The organism is Streptomyces sp. NPDC051452 (genome assembly GCF_044454765.1).
Taxonomy (GTDB): Bacteria; Actinomycetota; Actinomycetes; order Streptomycetales; family Streptomycetaceae; genus Streptomyces.
The window spans coordinates 1,040,842-1,058,828 of record NZ_JBITEB010000001.1 but is presented as its reverse complement, the minus strand read 5'-3'; the positions used below and the strand labels follow the sequence as shown (position 1 = coordinate 1,058,828).

Annotated in this window: 20 protein-coding genes and 2 pseudogenes; 9 read left to right on the top strand and 13 right to left on the bottom strand. The window is 70.3% G+C overall.

Going from position 1 to position 17,987, the window contains the following annotated elements; genetic code table 11:
* The first annotated feature begins 2 nt into the window (after positions 1–2).
* From ACIBA9_RS04440 to ACIBA9_RS04425, 4 genes are all read left to right on the top strand, one after another.
* Complete coding sequence (locus ACIBA9_RS04440; protein WP_399359808.1) at positions 3–1,127, top strand: fatty acid desaturase family protein; 1,125 nt, start codon at positions 3–5, stop codon at positions 1,125–1,127.
* 442 nt (positions 1,128–1,569) lie between these two features.
* Positions 1,570–2,019, top strand: coding sequence for a DUF1931 family protein (locus ACIBA9_RS04435; RefSeq protein ID WP_399359807.1), 450 nt, complete (start codon positions 1,570–1,572; stop codon positions 2,017–2,019).
* 56 nt (positions 2,020–2,075) lie between these two features.
* Entirely contained in the window at positions 2,076–2,201 is a 126-nt protein-coding gene (locus ACIBA9_RS04430) for a hypothetical protein (protein WP_399359806.1), read from the top strand.
* A 135-nt stretch (positions 2,202–2,336) separates the two neighbouring features.
* Complete coding sequence (locus ACIBA9_RS04425) at positions 2,337–2,900, top strand: type 1 glutamine amidotransferase domain-containing protein (protein ID WP_399359805.1); 564 nt, start codon at positions 2,337–2,339, stop codon at positions 2,898–2,900.
* A gap of 255 nt (positions 2,901–3,155) precedes the next feature.
* On the opposite strand, the gene ACIBA9_RS04420 is transcribed toward ACIBA9_RS04425, so the two are convergent.
* Together ACIBA9_RS04420 and ACIBA9_RS04415 are read right to left on the bottom strand one after the other, a co-directional pair.
* On the bottom strand, positions 3,156–3,896 hold the full coding sequence (locus tag ACIBA9_RS04420) for a hypothetical protein (protein ID WP_399359804.1): 741 nt from the start codon (positions 3,894–3,896) through the stop codon (positions 3,156–3,158).
* Between the two features lie 337 nt (positions 3,897–4,233).
* Positions 4,234–4,713 carry an ATP-binding protein gene (locus ACIBA9_RS04415; protein WP_399359803.1) on the bottom strand — a complete coding sequence of 160 codons (480 nt, stop codon included), beginning with the start codon at positions 4,711–4,713 and terminating at the stop codon, positions 4,234–4,236.
* A 159-nt stretch (positions 4,714–4,872) separates the two neighbouring features.
* On the opposite strand from ACIBA9_RS04415, the gene ACIBA9_RS04410 reads away from it, so the two are divergent.
* Positions 4,873–5,253 (top strand): STAS domain-containing protein, encoded by a 381-nt coding sequence (locus ACIBA9_RS04410; RefSeq protein WP_399359802.1) that lies wholly within the window; start codon positions 4,873–4,875, stop codon positions 5,251–5,253.
* 110 nt (positions 5,254–5,363) lie between these two features.
* On the opposite strand, the gene ACIBA9_RS04405 is transcribed toward ACIBA9_RS04410, so the two are convergent.
* On the bottom strand, positions 5,364–5,519 hold the full coding sequence (locus tag ACIBA9_RS04405) for a hypothetical protein (RefSeq protein ID WP_399359801.1): 156 nt from the start codon (positions 5,517–5,519) through the stop codon (positions 5,364–5,366).
* A 15-nt stretch (positions 5,520–5,534) separates the two neighbouring features.
* Here ACIBA9_RS04405 and ACIBA9_RS04400 point away from each other — a divergent pair.
* Positions 5,535–5,735 (top strand): annotated as a pseudogene (locus ACIBA9_RS04400) (patatin-like phospholipase family protein); the annotation flags it as partial.
* 204 nt (positions 5,736–5,939) lie between these two features.
* Here the strand turns inward: ACIBA9_RS04400 and ACIBA9_RS04395 are convergent.
* From ACIBA9_RS04395 to ACIBA9_RS04385, 3 genes and pseudogenes are all read right to left on the bottom strand, one after another.
* The gene (locus ACIBA9_RS04395) at positions 5,940–6,392 is read right to left on the bottom strand and encodes a DUF6098 family protein (protein WP_399359800.1); all 453 of its coding nucleotides are present in this window, start codon (positions 6,390–6,392) and stop codon (positions 5,940–5,942) included.
* A 36-nt stretch (positions 6,393–6,428) separates the two neighbouring features.
* Positions 6,429–6,656, bottom strand: a complete 228-nt coding sequence (locus tag ACIBA9_RS04390; RefSeq protein ID WP_399359799.1) for a DUF5133 domain-containing protein — start codon at positions 6,654–6,656, stop codon at positions 6,429–6,431.
* Positions 6,657–6,969: 313 nt separating this feature from the next.
* Positions 6,970–7,979, bottom strand: a pseudogene (locus ACIBA9_RS04385) (hypothetical protein).
* Positions 7,980–8,291: 312 nt separating this feature from the next.
* Here ACIBA9_RS04385 and ACIBA9_RS04380 point away from each other — a divergent pair.
* From ACIBA9_RS04380 to ACIBA9_RS04370, 3 genes are read left to right on the top strand one after another with little or no spacing between them, the layout of a single operon-like run.
* Positions 8,292–8,501, top strand: coding sequence for a ferredoxin (locus ACIBA9_RS04380; RefSeq protein WP_362127116.1), 210 nt, complete (start codon positions 8,292–8,294; stop codon positions 8,499–8,501).
* Positions 8,491–9,846: an FAD-dependent oxidoreductase gene (locus tag ACIBA9_RS04375; protein ID WP_362159588.1), complete on the top strand. Its 1,356-nt coding sequence runs from the start codon at positions 8,491–8,493 to the stop codon at positions 9,844–9,846. The genes ACIBA9_RS04380 and ACIBA9_RS04375 overlap by 11 nt, the downstream gene beginning before the upstream one ends.
* A 31-nt stretch (positions 9,847–9,877) precedes the next feature.
* The gene (locus ACIBA9_RS04370; RefSeq protein ID WP_399360013.1) at positions 9,878–11,065 is read left to right on the top strand and encodes a cytochrome P450; all 1,188 of its coding nucleotides are present in this window, start codon (positions 9,878–9,880) and stop codon (positions 11,063–11,065) included.
* A gap of 87 nt (positions 11,066–11,152) precedes the next feature.
* Here the strand turns inward: ACIBA9_RS04370 and ACIBA9_RS04365 are convergent, their stop codons facing one another.
* The 7 genes from ACIBA9_RS04365 to ACIBA9_RS04335 all read right to left on the bottom strand — a co-directional run bounded on the left by ACIBA9_RS04365 (position 11,153) and on the right by ACIBA9_RS04335 (position 17,775).
* Positions 11,153–11,965 (bottom strand): hypothetical protein, encoded by an 813-nt coding sequence (locus ACIBA9_RS04365; RefSeq protein ID WP_399359798.1) that lies wholly within the window; start codon positions 11,963–11,965, stop codon positions 11,153–11,155.
* A gap of 119 nt (positions 11,966–12,084) precedes the next feature.
* Positions 12,085–12,387, bottom strand: coding sequence for a transposase (locus ACIBA9_RS04360; protein ID WP_399359797.1), 303 nt, complete (start codon positions 12,385–12,387; stop codon positions 12,085–12,087).
* Between the two features lie 66 nt (positions 12,388–12,453).
* Positions 12,454–13,404, bottom strand: coding sequence for a Ku protein (locus tag ACIBA9_RS04355; RefSeq protein WP_399359796.1), 951 nt, complete (start codon positions 13,402–13,404; stop codon positions 12,454–12,456).
* Between the two features lie 352 nt (positions 13,405–13,756).
* Positions 13,757–14,197, bottom strand: coding sequence for a VOC family protein (locus ACIBA9_RS04350; protein ID WP_399359795.1), 441 nt, complete (start codon positions 14,195–14,197; stop codon positions 13,757–13,759).
* Between the two features lie 297 nt (positions 14,198–14,494).
* Positions 14,495–15,370: a transposase family protein gene (locus ACIBA9_RS04345; RefSeq protein WP_399359794.1), complete on the bottom strand. Its 876-nt coding sequence runs from the start codon at positions 15,368–15,370 to the stop codon at positions 14,495–14,497.
* A 51-nt stretch (positions 15,371–15,421) separates the two neighbouring features.
* Entirely contained in the window at positions 15,422–16,201 is a 780-nt protein-coding gene (locus ACIBA9_RS04340; protein ID WP_399359793.1) for an alpha/beta fold hydrolase, read from the bottom strand.
* A 335-nt stretch (positions 16,202–16,536) separates the two neighbouring features.
* Positions 16,537–17,775 carry an MFS transporter gene (locus ACIBA9_RS04335; protein WP_399359792.1) on the bottom strand — a complete coding sequence of 413 codons (1,239 nt, stop codon included), beginning with the start codon at positions 17,773–17,775 and terminating at the stop codon, positions 16,537–16,539.
* Between the last annotated feature and the right edge of the window lie 212 nt (positions 17,776–17,987).

The window sequence follows — 17,987 nt, the reverse complement described above, 5'->3', positions numbered from 1 at the left end:
CTTTGACCGCCATCGACCCCACCGCCCATCTGACCGCCGAGCAGATCGAGGAGCTCGGCCGCGAGCTGGACGCGATCCGCGACGAGGTGATCGCCGGCCGCGGAGAGAAGGACGCCGCCTACATCCGCAAGGTGATCTCGGCGCAGCGCAAGCTCGAGCTGGTCAGCAGGGGAGTGCTGCTGTTCTCGCTCTTCCCGCCCGCGTGGGTGCTCGGCACCGCCGGCCTGTCCGTGGCGAAGATCATGGACAATATGGAGATCGGCCACAACATCCTGCACGGCCAGTGGGACTGGATGCGGGACCCGAAGATCCACTCCACCACCTGGGAGTGGGATCACGTCTCGCCGGCCGCCCAGTGGAAGCACTCCCACAACGAGCTGCACCACACGTACACCAACGTGATCGGCAAGGACAACGACCTCGGCTACGGCATCATGCGCGTCGACGAGGACCAGAAGTGGCACCCGATCCACCTCGGCCAGCCGCTGTGGAACTTCCTCAACGCCTGCTTCTTCGAGTACGGCATCGCCGCCTACGACCTGGAACTCGGCCGGAACCTGTCCAAGCACCGCCGCAGGAGCCCGGAGTTCCGCGCCCGGGCCGGCGCCGTGGGGCGCAAGATCCGCAAGCAGGTGCTCAAGGACTACGTGATCCACCCGCTCCTTTCGGGCCCCTCGTTCCTCACCACCCTCGCCGCCACGTTCACCGCGAACCTGGTCCGCAACATCTGGTCCCACTCGGTGATCATGTGCGGGCACTTCCCCGAGGGCGTACAGGTCTTCGAGCGCCGGTCGATCGAGGACGAGACGCGCGGCCAGTGGTACCTGCGCCAGATGATGGGCTCGGCGAACATCAGCGGCAGCAAGGCCATGCACTTCATGACCGGCAACCTGTCGCACCAGATCGAGCACCACCTATTCCCGGACCTGCCGAGCAACCGGTACGCCGAGGTCGCGGTGAAGGTGCGCGCGCTGTTCGAGAAGTACGAGCTGGAGTACGTCACCGGGCCGCTGCCCAAGCAGGTGTTCTCCGCGTGGCGCAAGGTCTTCCGGCTCTCGCTGCCGAACAGGAAATCCGCGGTCAAGACGCCGCATCGTGATCGTGAGCAGGAGCTCGTCGCGGCCTGACGCCCGGTATTGGTTCAGATCTTTCGGCGGTCCTGGCCATCGCCGGGCTCGGTGAGATCCGTTGCGGCCGGTGGGCGACCGCGACTGTCTGCTTGCGGCAGAGATCGGCGGCGGCACCGGCGCGCGACTCGGGGGGCGCGCCCTCATCCCCGGTTTCGCGCACGCCGCGGATACCGGTTTCGCGCACGGTTCGATGCGTGCCAGCTGTGGGGCGATGTCCGTCCCATCTCGTCGGGGCGCCCTGACGCAGCGCGTCTCCCTGTGCTGGTCGTGCGATCCGTTCAGCCATCATGCTGCTCTGCCAGGGGAAGAGGGGGTGGCCTTTTTCGGCCTGGCATGCGCAGGCGCTCACCCAGGGGGTTCTGCGAATCTGACCGGGTAACAGCCGAGACCGGCGCGTGTGGGGCGACGCCGTCCGGTTGCCGGTGAGGAGGTGAGAGGCATGACCGTGACGGGTGTGTCGAAGTTCGAGAGGTTCTTCCGCGCCGCCGCAGGCCTCGACGTGGACAAGAACGACCTGAAGCGGTACGGCGACTTCGTCGACGCCAAGCTCTACGACCTCCTGGTCGTCGGCCAGGCGTCGGCCAAGGCCAACGGCCGGGACACCGTCGAACCGTGGGACCTACCGATCACCAAGGGCCTCCAGGAGAGCATCCACCGGTTCCGGCGGCTCGACGAGGAGGTCGAGCTGAAGCCGATCCTGGAACGGCTCGCCGCGCACCCTCCCCTCGACAGGGCGCCCACCCAGGAGACCGAAGAGCGCTACCCGGAGATCATCGGAGGTCTCAGCGTCGCCCTCGCCGAGACTTTCAAGATCGTTTATGCGGACGTCAAGAACCCGCAGACCACCCACTGGGAAGTGGTGACCGCGGTGTTCGACCGGCTGCTGTAGCAGTTGCGCCCCGGCGCAGTCGCATGCAAGCGATCGTCTACGAAAGTCCACAAGCCGTGAGCGTCAGGGATGTCCTCGATGCGCGTGGCGAGAGGCCCACGGACGTCCGATACCAGCTCTTCGACGCGCGCTACGACGGCTGGACCGAGGTCGTCCTCCACCTGGGCGGCAGCTCCGGCTGATCGCGCGCACATAGACGCTCGGAACACCCTCGGCCGGCCCTTGCCGCTCCCGGTCTGACAAGGATCCGGCGGGCGCCGCCGGGTGACCCCGCCGCTCTCATCGTTCAACCAACAGCTTGTGAAGGGAGCCGTACCATGACACAGGAACTCAAGGGTATGAGGGTGGGGATTCTGGCCACCGACGGCGTCGAGCGCGTGGAACTCGACCAGCCGCGCGGTGCGCTCCAGGGCGCAGGGGCGAAGACCGAGATCATCTCGCTCCACCCCGGCGAGATCCAGGCCCGCCAGTTCGACCTCAACGCGGCCGGTACCTTCCCCGTGGACCGCCTGGTCGCCGACGCCTCCGTCGACGACTACCACGCCCTGCTCCTGCCCGGCGGCACCATGAACCCTGACCAGTTGCGCATGAACCGCGACGCGGTGCGGTTCGTCAAGGACTTCATGGCCAGCGGGAAGCCGGTCGCATCGATCTGCCACGGCCCGTGGACCCTGGCGGAAGCCGACACCGTGCGCGGCCGCCGCCTGACGTCCTGGCCCAGCATCCGCACCGACCTCCGCAACGCCGGCGCGGAGGTCGTCGACGAGGAGGTGGTCGTCGACGGGCAGCTGGTCACCAGCCGCAGTCCGGCCGACCTGCCCGCCTTCTGCGCCGCCATCGTGGAGCAGTTCGCCGGCGCGCACCACCCCATGCCCCACTGAAGGAGCCTGGCAGCCGCGGAAGGAGCAGGCGGCGCACGGTGGTGGTGGGCCCGCTGAGCCCGCTCTCCACCCCACGGGTCGGTCGGAAATGGCGGTCGCCTCCGTACGGCCGCCGGTCCGTGGCGTCGGGCAGCCGCGTCGAAGGCCGCCACGAGGCGTCCTGCGCCCGGTGGTCGGCAGGACGACGCCGCCAGGCGCAGTCGGCAGCAGGGACGCATCGACGGAGCTGACGGGTGTCGTCTGCGGGGGCCACGCTCACCGGCGGGGTGGATCGTCTACGGCGGCGGGCTCGTGGAGGCCTGCCGCCCTCCGGGAGTGGCGCAGAGCCTCTTCCATCAACTCCGCGGCCTCCGTCCAATCGTCGTCGTTGCCGGTGTGCGGCACCCGCGCCGCCCGAGCCAGCGCCCGCACCCCGGCCCGGGCCTCCTGCGCCCATGGGGTGTCCGGGCCCGCCAGATGCATGTCCATCGCTTCGCACTCGCAGCCCACGAAGGAGCACCCCGGGCGGGACAGGGCGCGCCCGGGGCAGCGCACCCAGTCGGAGAGCAGGTAGGGATCCTGGCCGAGCACCACGGCGGCTGCCGCCGCGAGCCGACGGCCGTCCGGGAGGCTGCCGGCGCGAGCGAGCGCTGCCCCCGCCACCCACAGCACTTCCCGCGCCTCGTCCCACGGGTCGTCGTCGTGGACGCCCGCCAACGCCAACGCGCTGTCGGCCTGCGCTCGGAGGGCCTGCCGCTCGGCCTCGGGGAGGCGGTCGTGTTCGTTGTGGAGCAGCCCCTCCAGGCGCTCCGCCTCGGCGAGATAGGGCGCTCGCCGACGTTCGGCCCGGAAGATGTCGTCCAGACGGCTGACCGCCCATCCCATCCTCGCGGCGCGCACGGCGGCGTACAGCACTTCGGAGGGCCGCTGTGGGCGCCGTAGAGCGGCCGTGTAGTTCACGCCGGTGGCCTGCTGGACCTCGCGGGCCCGCTGGGCGGCGGTGGGACGCTTGGGCATCGTGTGCCTTCCCGGACAACCCGCGCCTGTCCGTAGGCGGTTGTGCCGGTACGGAAGAGGCACGGATCCCGGAAGACCTTGGCCGATGGGCTGACCCGGCGCGGGCGGGGTTCAGCGCGGCGAGTGGCGTGCGTGGCTGCCGCAGGCACCCTAGCAGGCCGGACAGGCCGCGCCCCCCGGGCGAGCGTCGAGGCAGACCGGATGCCAAGCCGCTCCCCGAGGCGGGCGAGCATGCCCTTCGATCCACAGTGGCGGCGCTGCGGGCGGCCCTCGCCCGTGACACCACCTCCGCCGCAGGCCGTGACGTCGCCGCCGGGGGTGGGCTGGGCGGGCTGGCCTAGAGCCTGCGCGCGGTGGACCTGCCGGCCGGGGGCTCCGCGAGGGCGAGACGGACGGTGATGCGCTTGCCGGACGGCTCCCGTCGCGCTTCGAAATCCTCCGCGACGGCCATCACGATCTCCAGGCCGTGCTGTCCCACCCGGCCGGCGTCGGCGGCCCGCGCGACCGGCAGCACCGGATCGGAGTCCCTTACCACGACCTCCACCGTCTCCCCCGCGATCGAAAGTTCCATCAGTACCGGTCCGGGAGCGTACTTGCGGGCGTTGGTGACCAGCTCGCTGACCACCAGCTGGGTCAGGTCCATGGCGCGCTGTGAGACGTACAGGCCGTGGTCGGCGTGGACACGGGTGAGGAAATCGGCGGCCAGGTGACGGGCTTGGGCGATGCACGTGCCGTCCCCGTCCAAGGCCACGCTGATGCCTATACCCCGCGCAGGCGGCACAGCGCCGTCCTTCCCCGCTATCGGGTCTGATTCCATCCGGCCGCCATTCATACCCCGTCCACACAACCACCGGCGCATACCCGGGTCGTCCCCGATCACGCCTTCCCTTTCTGTCGGATCCGCCACACCGGTCCGCCGCCCGTATCCAGCGGGCGGCACTGCGCGCAGAGGCCGGAATATGCCAGGATCACCGGCATGGCTGAGGCAGAGAGAACGGGCACCGAACACGCTGAACAGCCCGCCGGGCGGCTGTCGGTCGTGGCCACCACCACCGACGGCATCCGGGTACTGACCCTGGCCGGGGAGATCGACCACCACACCGGCGACGCTCTCCGCCGGGCACTTGACGTCGCCGACATCCCCCAGCCCCGGGTCGTGTTGGACCTGCGCCAGCTCACCTTCATGGACTCCAGCGGCATCAACATCTTCCTCGCCGCTCACCGCGCCCTCAGCGAGACCGGCGGCTGGCTACGCCTGGCCGGACCGGCCGGTCCGGTGATGCGCACCATGCGGATCGTCGGCATCGACGCCGTCATCGACTGCCACGAAACCCTCGACCAAGCACTCAGCGACTGACCCCACGCGGCCGCCACATACCGGCGGTAGGCACGGCCCGGACCGGGCACTGATCCGCGGGGCCCGGCGGGCGTCTTGACACCGCGTGGACGGCCGGATTGACGGCCGGGCTACGCGGCCTCGGGGTTGACCTGGGCGAGGCCGACCTCATCGTGGGTACGGCAGCCGAGGCGATCGTCGGCGCAGTCATCGCCACCGGACAGGACCCCGCGCGCCTCGCCACCGTCCCCGTCCGGCACTCCGCCGAAGCCTCGTCCGCGCCGCACCGTCCGGACCCGGCGGTGACCGGTGCGGTGTTCGCCGTCCTCGCCGAGAGCTGGCCGCGACGCCCTCTGCTGATCCCGGCCGTCGACGCCGAGAGTGGCGATCCGGTCGTGTGCGACGCCGCCGCGGGCGTCCCACTGGTTCGCGCGGTCGCCGCGTCCAGCGCTTTCCCCGGGCTTGAGCCGCCTGTCGCCGTCGACGGCCGCCGCTACCTGGACGGCGCCTTGCGGCCGGCACCAACACCGAGCTGGCAGGTGATGCCCGCACGGTGGCGGTGGTCCATCCGCTCGCCCACCACCACACACACCCCACGGTCGACGGTCGACGGTTTCCACATCCTGGCCCCCATTCCGGCCGCGGTGTGCCTCCTGGACGCCGAGCAGAGCAACCCCGAAGCTGGGGCGCCGGCCGGATGCGCCAGGTCACGTGGTTCCGTCGCGAGCGAGTGGGCCCCATTGGCCGGGCTGCTCGGTGATGATCCGGCACGCCCGCACGATGACGTCCTCAGCGATCCAGCCCAGAGGTTCGACGTCCGCCACCAACGGTTCGTTGTCCGGGCCGCGCCCGACCTCGACGCCCTGCAGCAGCCAGGGCCGGGTACGGGCGTCCTTGACGCGACGGAGATGACAGTAGTCGTACAGCCGGCGGGCGACCCAGATGTGTGCGGGGCGTTCACCCCACCACTCTTCGATGTCCAGCGAGTTGGCCGACAGACCCGGGAGTCTGACGCCGGTCAGGTCGTCCTTGCTGCTTGCCAGGGGCAGGTCGCGCTTGGGGCCACAGGACCAGCGCACGTAGAGGCCGTGGCGTTCCGTGACGAGCCGGGTCAGCTCATCGAGGCTGGCGAGGACCGAAAGGCCTTCTGTCGTGCTCATGGTGCTGGTAGACCCGGGCCGATGGGCGGCCGCGGTTCAGGTCGTGAGGAGGGAGTCGTCCAGGGTCCGGGCACCTGTCAGCTGCTGCCGGGCGGCGATCAGGGCTGCGTCGATGTCGCGGGTGCCGGTCGACACGCACAGTGTGTAGACGATGTCGTCCATGCGCCGGCGGACCTGCGCACCGCCGCTTTCCGCGTGCAGGCTGCGCAGCGCGTCGTACTGCTCGATCAGGTTCCGCAGGACCGCGGGATCCGCCATGAGCATCTGTCATCGCCCCTTGTTCAATTACGTGGCCAATACATCGACCCGACTACCCCGAGCCCCGGCCGCCACACCTGTGCCTTCGTCGGGCCGACCAGGTCGTGCCCATCGATCACCGGCAGACGGCGGCGCGGGTGAAGACAGAAGCCGGAACCGGAGCGCCTGGTCACGCGCTCTTCCCAGCAGTCGTATGCTCCTGGCTTCGGTGTGGGGGGCGGCGGACCGGTGCGGGAGAAGGCCCCGGAAAGCACGGCTGGTAACGGCCCCGGCGCTCCGCGCGCCCGCGGCCGCCCCTGCTCCCCGACCGAGGAGGGCTTCAGGACGCGTGACGGTGTGTGGCGGTCGCGGCGGGCCCGATGGCTCCGGGGCCGAACTTGTCCCGGATGCGGTCCATGGCCGCCTCCGCGAGCAGCCGGGACTCGCGGGCCTGGTCCAGGCTGATCTGCTGGGCGACCCGGCCGGCGTCGAGGAGGTCCTCGCCCTTGAGGGCGATCCCCGTCAGCCGCGCCCGCTGCAGGCCGGCGGCGTCCATCAGCTGGTAGGCGACGGTGCGCAGGTCTCCCTCGTGCCCTGAGGGTTCGGTCAGGCGCCGGGTCTTCTCCCAGCTGGCACCACCAGCGAACTTCAGCGTGAGGGTGAGGGCCTGGGCCGCCTGGCCACGGCGGCGCAGCAGCAGCCCGAGCCGGACGACGAGGTCCAGGAGTGTGGCCCGGACGTGGGCGCCGTCCAGGGTGTGGTCGGTGAAGTGGTGGCGGACGCAGGCGGAGGCGGGCAGCATTCGCGGCACGACGGGGCGGAGGTCGATGCCGCGGGCGCGGTCGGCGGCGAGGCGTCCGGCTTTCCTGCCGAGCAGGCGCTGCACTGTGGCCGGGGAGACTGAGGCGAGCAGGCCGACGGAGTGGATGCCGTAGTCCTGGAGCGCGGCGGCCTGGCGCGGGCCGATGCCGTGCAGTGCTCCACCGGTAGCGGCCCGAGCCAGTCGGCGACCTGCTCGGAGGCGATGACGAGGACGCCTCCGGGGTCGCGAATCTGGGCGGAGGCGGTCGCGGCGACCGTGATCGTGGGTCCGATGCCGACCCGGACGTCGATGCCGAGGCGGGAGATGGAGCGCACCCGCAGCATCTCCCCCAGCCGCTGAGCGTCCGTGGCGTGGTAGCGCAGGGCCCCCTTGAGCTCGACCAGCGCACAGGTCGGCGGCAAGGCCTGGACTACGGGGCCCAGAGCGGCCAGAAGCTCCAGCACCTGCCGGTAGGCCTCTTCCGGGAGCCGGTCCGGGCAGCGGACATGCATCACCGTCGGCTGGGCAATCCGTGCCCTGTCCTTCATCGTGACCACCTCCACCCTCACATTATCGAACATATAATCGAACATGCGAGTGCGGGAGGCGCGAACGTCAGCAGGCGTCACCATCCCTCGCGACGGCCGACCCTGGCTTGCAGCCGGATCCTGCGTGACGAAGACGAACGGGGTGACCGGCACCCGGGATGTGCGGCGAAGTTCGCTGCCCACAGGCGGGTTCGTCATCACCTTCCGGTCCGCGCGCCGGAGTTGTCCCTCCCGCGACCGCGACGTGCGGGCGCAGGGTTCCCGGCCCATGCTGGGAACGAGGGGGCTGGGACAACGGAGGATGTGGTGAGGATGCGGACCGTGGTCGACCTCACGCGCTGCCAGGGCTACGCACAGTGCGTCTTCCTGGCGCCGGATGTGTTCGAGCTGCATGGCGAGGAGGGCCTGCTGTACGCCACGGCCGTCCCCGAAGACCAGGTGGAACGCGTACGGCAGGCGGCAGCGGCCTGCCCGGTCCAGGCCATCCTCCTCGGGGAAGAGGTGAGCACTGGTGCCCGATGACCTCAAGGACGGCCGTATCGTCATCGTCGGCGCGTCTCTGGCCGGGCTCAGGGCCGCGGAGGCGCTGCGCGAGGAGGGCTTCATCGGCTCACTGACCGTCGTCGGGGACGAGCCGCACCCGCCCTACGACCGGCCGCCGCTTTCCAAGCAGGTGCTGCTAGGTCAGGCGACGGCGGACACCACCGAGCTGCCGATGCGCCGCGACCCCGAGGCCGAGTGGCGGCTGGGCGTCCGCGCCACCGGTGTGGACCTGCTGGCCAAGCGAGTGCTGCTGGCCGACGGCGAGTCAGTGCCCTACGACCGGCTGCTGATCGCCACGGGGACCCGCGCCCGGCCGTGGCCCAACCCGCAGGAAGCCGCGCTGGACGGGGTGTTCACCCTGCGCACGCGCGAGGACGGGGAAGGGCTGGCCGAGCGGCTGGCCGCCGGGCCGGAGCGGGTACTGGTGATCGGCGGCGGCTTCACCGGCTCGGAGATCGCTTCCGCCTGCCGCGAGCTGGGGCTCGAGGTCACGGTCGCCGAACGCGGCCCCGCCCCCCTGGTGGGCGCGCTCGGCGGCACCCTGTCCAAGCTCGCGGCCGTCATGCAGCGCAACCACGGTGTGGACCTGCGCACCGGGGTGACGGTCACCGCCCTGAACGGCAACGGCGCCTTCACCGGCGCAGAGTTGTCCGACGGCGGCCGCGTCGAGGCGGACGTGTGTGTGGTGGCGCTGGGGGCGGTCCGCAACGTGGAGTGGCTTGCGGAGTCCGGGCTGGCGGCGGGCCCGCGCGGGATAGCCTGCGACGCCGGGTGCCGCGCCTTCAACATGTACGGGATCGTCACCGACGACGTCTTCGTGGCGGGCGACGTCTCCCGCTTCCCCCACCCGCTGTTCGGCTACCAGATGCTCTCCCTCGAGCACTGGGGCAACGCCGTCGAGCAGGCCGCGGTGGCGGCCCACAACATGGTCAACCCCGGTCCGCTGCAGCGCCCGCACCTGGCCATCCCCACGTTCTGGTCGACCCAGTTCGGACTCAACATCAAATCGGTTGGCGTGCCCACCTACTCCGACCACGTCGTCATCGCCCAGGGCTCCCTGGAGGCTCGCCGACTGGCGATGGTCTACGGCTACCAGGGCCGGGTCACCGCCGCGGTCACCGTCGACATGGCCAAGTCGCTGGACTACTACCGGCACTTGATCGAGACGGCGGCTCCGTTCCCGCCCCCGCCGGGCGCGCAGGACCGGGCGATCGCGGCCGACATACCGATCCCGTCTCTCGTACCGGATCCGTCGGGGCTGTCACACGGCCCGTCCGTCGCACTCACCGGCCACCTTCCCGACCGGCGGCTGACGGTGGTGTAGTCCGCATCCCGCCCGACCACGAGGAGCCATGATGGACTCCGCCACCTTGTTGGCACGCATCACCGACGACGCCAGCCGCCCCAACCCCTACCCGCTGTACGCGGAACTCCGCGAGGCCGGTCCCGTGGTGCCGCAGGCAGACGGCAGCTACCTGATCGGCACCTACCACGAGATCGCCGCTCTGATCCACGACCCGCGGATGAGTGTCGACCCCCGCTGTCGCGGCGAAGTGACACACAAGCCGCCGTTCCTGCGGCTCGACGACCCCGAACACCACCGACTGCGCACCCTCGCCATGCGGCCGTTCGGCCCGCCCCACAGCCCGGGCCGAATCGACGCCATGCGTGACGAGATCGACCGGATCACCAAGGAACTGCTGGAGCCCTTCGAGGCGGGTCGGCAGATCGACGTCGTCGACGACTTCGCCTATCCGTTGCCCGTCACGGTGATCTGCCGGCTGCTCGGTGTACCGCGCGAGGACGAGCCGCTGTTCCGTGCCTGGTCCGACGCTCTGGTCGCAGCTGCCGACGTCAGGCCCGAAGCGGACACCACCGAGACGGACAAGGCGGGCGACCAGGCGCGCATCGAAATGGGCGGCTACCTGGTGAACCTCGCCGAGCAGCGCCGTGGCCGGCCGGGCGACGACATGCTTTCCGCCTTCGTCAACGAGCCGGACCCCGCCCTGCGGCTCACCCAGGAGGAACTCGCGGAAACCGCCGTGCTGCTCCTCATCGCGGGACACGAGACCACGGTCAACCTGATCGCCAACGGGGTCCTCACCCTGCTGCGTCAACCCGAGCACCTGGACCGGCTGCGCCGCGATGATGCCGACCTGATGCCCCGAGCGGTGGAGGAACTGCTGCGTTACGAGCCACCTGTCCACATGCGTGAACGCATCCCGCGCGCCGACATCGAGGTCGCCGGCACCCGGATCCCCAAGGGCACGTCCGTCCTCATGGTGCTGGCCTCGGGCAACCGCGACCCCATGCGGTTCCACGAGCCCGATCGGTTCGACCCCACCCGCCCGGACAACGAGCACCTCGGCTTCGGCAGCGGCATCCACTTCTGTTACGGCGCCCCCCTCGCCCGCCTCGAAGCCCAGGCCGCACTGCGCGCGCTGCTCCCCCACCTCGGCACGGCCCGCCTGGTCCAGGACCCGCCGCCCTACCGGCGGAACGCCATGCTGCGCGGACCCCGCCATCTGCCCCTCCAACTCTGAGGCCCGGGCGGGTGGACGGCGGTTCCGCCGCGCGGGCGCGACCAGCCACAACGGGCCCGCAGACGAAAGACCGCCGTGGTCAGCCGTTCAGCAGGAGATCGGGACCCACGTGTGTACGGGGTAGGTTCGGCCGTAGATGGACCTGACGCTCGACAGGATGTCGAGTTCGGCCCCGGTCGGCGGGGCGACCAGCCGGAACGTCACCCACGCTTCCCCGACGGAGTCCGCCGTGCCGGATACCCCCGAGGTGTAGCCCTTCTTGCCGGGAATCCAGTAGTCGGCCCAGACCTGCTGCCCCGCGTAGTCGGCCGGGTAGCGGTCGTGCGAGAGGTGCACCGTCACGTCCACCGCGCGCACGGAGTACGGCCACGTGCCGACGCTGGTGCACTGCTGGAAGACGGTGGCGCGGGATTCTTCGCCCCCATACCCGCTGTCGACCCCCGTTGTGTCGTCCCGTGTGCAGGTGAGCAGGGGGCGGGTCCGGGTGGCGCTGTAGTAGGTGCCGTCGGTCCAGGCGACCTCATAGCTGATGCTCAGTGTCGCGCCGGCGGGCGGGTTGTCCACCGTGTAGTTGAAGGTGGCGTTGCCCTTGACCGGGTCGAACTGGCCTATGAGGGTGCCGTATTTGCTGGTGCCGGGGATGGTGTAGACGGCGGTGATCTTGGAGTCGGCTGGGCTGTGCCCGACCGCCTCCAGGTTCAGAGTGACCCGGTCCACGGGTACCGCGATGGTCGTCTTGCCGCTCCCGATAGTGTCGATGCCGCAGTGCTGGTCGATGTAGTTCGCCACCGGACCGTCCAGCCCGGCGAAGGCGGGCGACGCGCCCGCGGCGGTCAGGCCGATGAGCAGGGCCAGACTCGCGATCAGTGCTCTCCAGGTTCCCCAGGCTCTCCAGGACATGGCGGACGCTCCCTCAGTTGGCCGGTGCTGACGGTCCTTGCCACTTGTGGCGGCAGAGACGCCGGCACGACGCGCCCGGTTCCTGCTCGCGTTGCTTGTCGAAGGCCGAAGGTCGTCCATCACGGATGCCACGGTTCACGGTTCAGCCGGTTGCGGACCTGATCGGCTCGCTCGGGAGCGTCCGAGTGCGGGGTCGCGGAGCCCCCTATTCGTGCTCCGGCGGCATGCTGGTGAGCGCGGACGACGGTGGAGTCGACCGACACGAGCCAGTCGATGTCCCCGGTGGCGTCCGCCCGGGCCAGGGCGGCCCGGAGCATCCGCTCGAACGTGTCGTCCAGGGCCCACCGGCGGAACCGGGTGTGCAGCGTGGCCCACGGGCCGTACCGCACGGGCACGTCACGCCGAGCGGTCCCGGTCGACATGAGGCAGTTCATGCCGACGTATCACACGACCATGATCCATCGGGCAAGATCATTTGAAGACACCGCCTAGGCGCTGCGCGGCTGCCGGCCGGTCGTCTTCTTCGCGGTCTTCTTCCCGGCTGCCGTCTTCTTCGCCGCGGCCTTCGTGGTCGGCTGCTTCTTCGCGGCGGACTTCTTCGCGGCGGACTTCTTCGGTTTGGGCAGCTCGTGCACCTCGGCCGGACCTGCCTCCTGGGAACGGGAGGCCTTCGCCTTCTGTACCGACTGGCTCAACGCGGCCATCAGGTCCAGCACCTGGGCCGGCTCCTCCGGCTCGGGCGCCTGTGGGAGCGGCTTCGACTCACGCTTCGCCTCGATGATCCGCGCGACCGCTTCGGTGTAGCGGTCCTGGAACTCCTCGCCCTCCAGGTCGTCACGGGTCATCGTGTCCATCAACGCCAGTGCGCCCTCGATCTCCTCCTCGGTCACCTCCACCGGAGGCGGCAGCAGCTCGGTGGGGTCACGGATCTCGTCCGGCCAGCGCATCGCGTGCAGCACCAGGACGTCGTCACGGACGCGAAGCAGGCCGAGGCGCTCACGGCCGGACCAGGCGTACTTCGCTACGGCCACCTTGGCCGAGCGGCCCAGTGCCTGGACGAGCAGCTTGTAGGGCTTGGCCGCGACCTGGCCGGCGGGCTGAAGGTAGTAGCCCTCGGCGATCCGGATCGGGTCGACCGACGCCAGCGGAACGAAGGCGTCGATCTCGATCGCCTTCGCCGTCGGCAGCGGCAGACTGCTCAGATCCTCGTCCGTGATCGGGATGATCTGCGTCTTGGTCAGCTCGTACCCCTTGCCGATCTCGTCCTGGGGAACCTCGCGGTCCTCCAGCTCGCACACCTTGCGGTAGCGGACCCGGCCCTGATCGGCCAGGTGGTACTGGTGGAAGCGGATGCTGTGGTCCTCAGTAGCACCGACCACCTGGATCGGCACCGTGACCAGGCCGAATGAGATGGCACCTGACCAGATGGTTCGGGGCATGGCAGACCTCCGCAGTGATCCCGAGCACCATCAGGGTACGAACGGCTCGCCTATCCGGCGCGGCGAACGTGCGGGCCGGCGGTCACGGAAGCCGGCGAGCGGGGAAGCGGGAGCCGTCGCCGGACCAGCCTCAGAAGCGCCGCTCGTCGGTCCGGCCCCGTCATGTCGTCGTGCGACGTCGCGATGGTCGGCCGCGCTCCTTTCCCCAGCGACTCCCCAGCGACATCGACCTTCCAGCCGACCAGGGCCGCCAGCCGCGTCGGACCGCTCACCCGGGTCGGGGGCTCCAGCGCGCAGCGCTCGCGTCGTCCGCGCGGGCGCAGGGTGGCCGCGAGAGTTCGGTTCCGCGTTCTCAGCGCAGCTGCTCGGCCAGTCCGACGATGATGCCCTCCGGCCCGCGGACGTAGCAGAGCAGATAGCTGTCCTCGAAACGGGCGATCTCGCCGACGAGTTCGGCGCCGTGGGGGCGCAGCCGGGCAACGGTGTCCTCGATGTCGTCGACGGCGAACATGACGCGGTGCGTGCCCGGAACGTTGTGGGGCCGGTTGCGCGGCCCGGCGTTGATCACCGCGGGGCTGAGGTACTTCGCCAGCTCGAGCCGACTGTGGCCGTCCGGCGTCCGGACCATGGCGATGTCACAGCGGACGCCGTCGAGTCGGGTGCACTGGTCGGCGAAGAGGCCCGCGACCTCCGCCCTGCCCTCCAGCTCCAGACCGAGTTCCACGAAGAAGGCGATGGCGGCGTCCATGTCCTCGACGACGATGCCGACGTTGTCCATCCGCTGAACCGCCATGCTGGTTTTCCCATCCTCCTCGAGCGGCCGGTGGTGGCCGCTGCTGTCCCTGGGACGGAGCCGGTGGCCCGTCCTCGACATCCGCGGACCGCCCCTCTCCGAGAAGTCTGCATCGCGCTCGGACTGTAACGAGGTTGTGAGCGAATGAGTCGGGGGCGTGCTGGGCTGGCGGTTCGGCTGGTGGGTGATTCAGCGGGTTGTCGGCGTGACGGGCACGAGTGCGGTGCTCGGCTCGCGGTGGGTGGCACGTTGGGCGGCGCGGTCGGAGACCAGGCCGGCGATGGCGCGGTGGGTGGCCTAGTAGTGCTCGCGACGTCCGAGGAGCCGCTGCAGGGCGCGCCACTGCTTGTGCTCGGCGTTGGCGTGCTCGACGCAGATCCGGCGTGAGGATCGGCGGCGGCGCATCTCGCGCCATCCGTACCGCTCGGTCAGCGGCAGGTCCTCCAAGTCCTTCGACTTCTTCGGCGGTGCTGAGATCTGGTCGGGGAGCTCGTTGGACAGACCCCGGTAGCCCTCGTCGACCTCGGCTCTCACGTCCGGGTGGAGGCGGAGCTGTTCGGCGATGCCCTCGGTACGCATCGCGGTCTGGTCGTGCATTCTTCCGGGCCGGTCGACCCCGGACCACATGGTGCGGCCCTGGGTTTCGCTGATGGTGGTGGTCTTCATGGTGTTCTGTTTCTTCTTGCCGGAGACGAACGCACAGCGGCCGGGCCGGTGGGCCCTGGGGCGGCGGACCTGGGTCTCGGTGCCGTCGATGCGGAGCGTGATCCCTTCGGCTGCGGCATGGGCGAAGACATCGGCCAGCGTATGCAGCCGAAGCCCCGGCCGGTCGGGGACGGCGAAACCCCGCGCGGCCGGCAGCGGACGGATCTCGCCGATCGCCCTGGTGATGGTGGACCGCTCCCCGCCGTAGAGCTCCGCGAGAGCGGCGTGCGGGAGCTGGGCACGCAGGTGGACCAGGGTGACCAGTACCCGGTCGGTGAAGGCGAGGTCGTGCTTCGGTCCGGCACCAAGTCGCTGTCTGCGGTTGCCGCCGCGTCGCTCGTGCAGTGCGGACTCACAGCGCGCGGTCCACGGCCCGGCCAGCTCGTTGATCAAACCGCCGAGATGTGCACGGGAGATGCCGGTGAAGGCAGGATGGGACAAGGCCGCACGGGCGCATTCCTTCGTCATCACACATGAGGAACCCGTGCGGCTCTCTCCGCGTTACGGGCCGCTTGGGCGTTATCGCTGGTCGTGGTCCGAGAGCGCCGCCGTGGTGGCGCGGGCGAAGCCTTCCGGGTTGTCCAGCATGATGTTGTGCCCGCAGTCCGGGACCGAGACCACGGCCACCCCGGCCTCGATGAGCGCATCGGTGCCCGGGAGCGGGCCGTCGGCCTCGGGCAGCAGGTAGGTGCGGGGGATTTTCAAGTCCAGCAGGTGTTCACGCATGGTGGGGATGGTGCCGCGGGTGAGGTGGACCGCGCTGCGATGCAGGGCTTCCCGGCCTGCCAGGCGCATCGTGGACCACCAGTGGGAACCAGCCCGGTCTCGGATCTCTTCCCAGCCGCCTGCCAAGAACTCCTCCTCGGAGTACGCGGCGATGCCGCTGCTGCCCGCGGAGCCAGGTGCGGGCGGGATCGGGTCAAGGTTGGCGTCGACCAGGACCAGGCGGGAGACCAGTTGGGGGTGCCGGGCGGCCAGGACGATAGCCACCGAGCCACCCATGCTGTGCGCGATCAGCTCGGCGCCCGTGACACCCGCGCTGGTCAGGGCTGCGGCGAGCGCATCGGCGTGGGATTCCAGGGTGTAGTCGAAGTCCGTCGGCCGGTCGCTGATGCCGTGTCCGAGCAAGTCGATCAGCAGCGATCGACGTCCGGCGAGCAGAGGATGAACCGCGACCTCCGCGAAGTAGGCCGGCGACGTGGCGCCCAGACCATGGACGTAGACGCGCGACGGCTCCTGTCCCGGCAGCTCAACCCAGCGGATCTGGGCGCCCTCAGGCGTCACGGCGGCGTTTCGCACGGTCTGCTTCCCTTCACTCCGGATCGACGGAGAGACGAGAGTAGCCACCGAGCCTCGGTGCACCACCACCGCCCCAGCACTGGACGTTGTGCGGGCACCAGAAGCCTCGGGCCTCGACCAAGACATCCCACCCGAATTCGTTCACAACGTCGTAAGCCGTGCTCCTCGAACTGCCGGCACTCCCAGGGCGCGGACTCGGCAAGGGCTTGGGGGGCTCCTGACCCCGATGCCGGGCACAGGGGTCAGGACGTGGGAATGAGGGTGGACGTCCGGGAGCCGGCCCCTACCGGCCTCCGCAAGCCGGCTTACACGGGTGCCCGCGGTGCCGTCGCGGCTCAGTCGCGTACCCGGCTCTTTTCTTCCGCCGGCCGCGACTCGATGCTCGTGATCTCCCGGGAGCCGTCCGCGCGGCCGGCCGCAGCCCAGCGGACGGCCGGTTCCATCGCGACGCCCGCGGCGAGGAACAGCGCGCCGAGAACCAACCATCCGCCGGTGCCCCAGGAGAGGACGAGAGTGGTCAGCAGCAGCGGTCCGATGAGCCGCGCCACCGCGGTTCCGGCGCCGTAGAAGCCCTGGTACTGCCCCTGCTTGTCGGCCGGAGCGAGCGCGAAGCCGATCTCCCAGGATCCCGAGCCCAGCAGCATCTCGCCGAAGACCTGCACGCACGCCGCGACCAGCAGCACCAGCAGCGGCAGCCAGGTCGACCCGCCGGCCGAGGACAGCGCGAAGCACAGGCAGGCGAGCAGCATCACGATGCCCGCGTGCCGCACGGCGCGCGATGCCGACCCGAGACCGGTCACCCGGGAGGCCATGCGGACCTGGAAGAAGACCACGGTGAGCGTGTTGAGCACGAGCAACGCCGACACGGTCCAGCCCGGTGCCTCGGTGCGCTCCACGATCCACAACGGCAGCACGACGCTCAGCAGCGGCATGTACAGCAGCATGACCATGTTGAGCAGCGAGACCAGGGCGTAGGGGCGGTCCCGCAACACGGTCAGGCCGGAGCCAGCAGGGCGGTCCTCGCTCCGGGTCTGCCCGGTGTTCGGCACCGGCAGCCGCCACAGCACGGCGGACGCCAGGACGAAGGTCAGCGCGTCCATCGCCAACGCGGTGAGGTACGAGCCTTCGCTGTCGATCTCCAGGGCTATGCCGCCGAGGGCCGCGCCGAGCGCCAGGCCGGCGTTGACCGTCGACTGGAGATAGGCCCGTGTCTCGGTGCGCCGGGCGGGCTCCACCAGCGCTGCCAGGAGGGCCTGCCGGGCTGCCGCGAGACCGCACTGGCAGCAGGTGTACAGGCACACCGCGGCCAGGAACGCCGGATAGCTGCGGACGAAGAGGAGCGAGGCGATGGCGGCTCCCGTCGCCAGCGACATGACGATGGCGATGCCGCGCGGTCCGCGCCGATCGGCGAGATGCCCGAGCGGGACGCCGGCGACCGCGCCGAGCGCCCATCCGACGGTGAGCGCCGCGCCGATCTGCGTCGGCGACAGCCCGATCACCCGACTGAAGTACAGCACGGAACAGACGTAATAGGCGCCGTCGCCCACCGAGTTGGTCAACTGTGCCAGAGCCAAGGTCCGTGGGGACCCTTGAGGGGGGATGATCCGGCCGAGGCCCATTCGCTTCCTTCCGCGTGGCCCGTGTCCGACACGGGCGCTCCCGATGGCTTGCTCACCGGAGTCTTTCCGGCGTCGGGGCGCTGCGCCACCCCGACGACGGTTCGTGCCTGAGGTCGACCTACTTGGGAAGAGTCACGTAGGTGATCAAACAGGGTCTCGCGGACAAA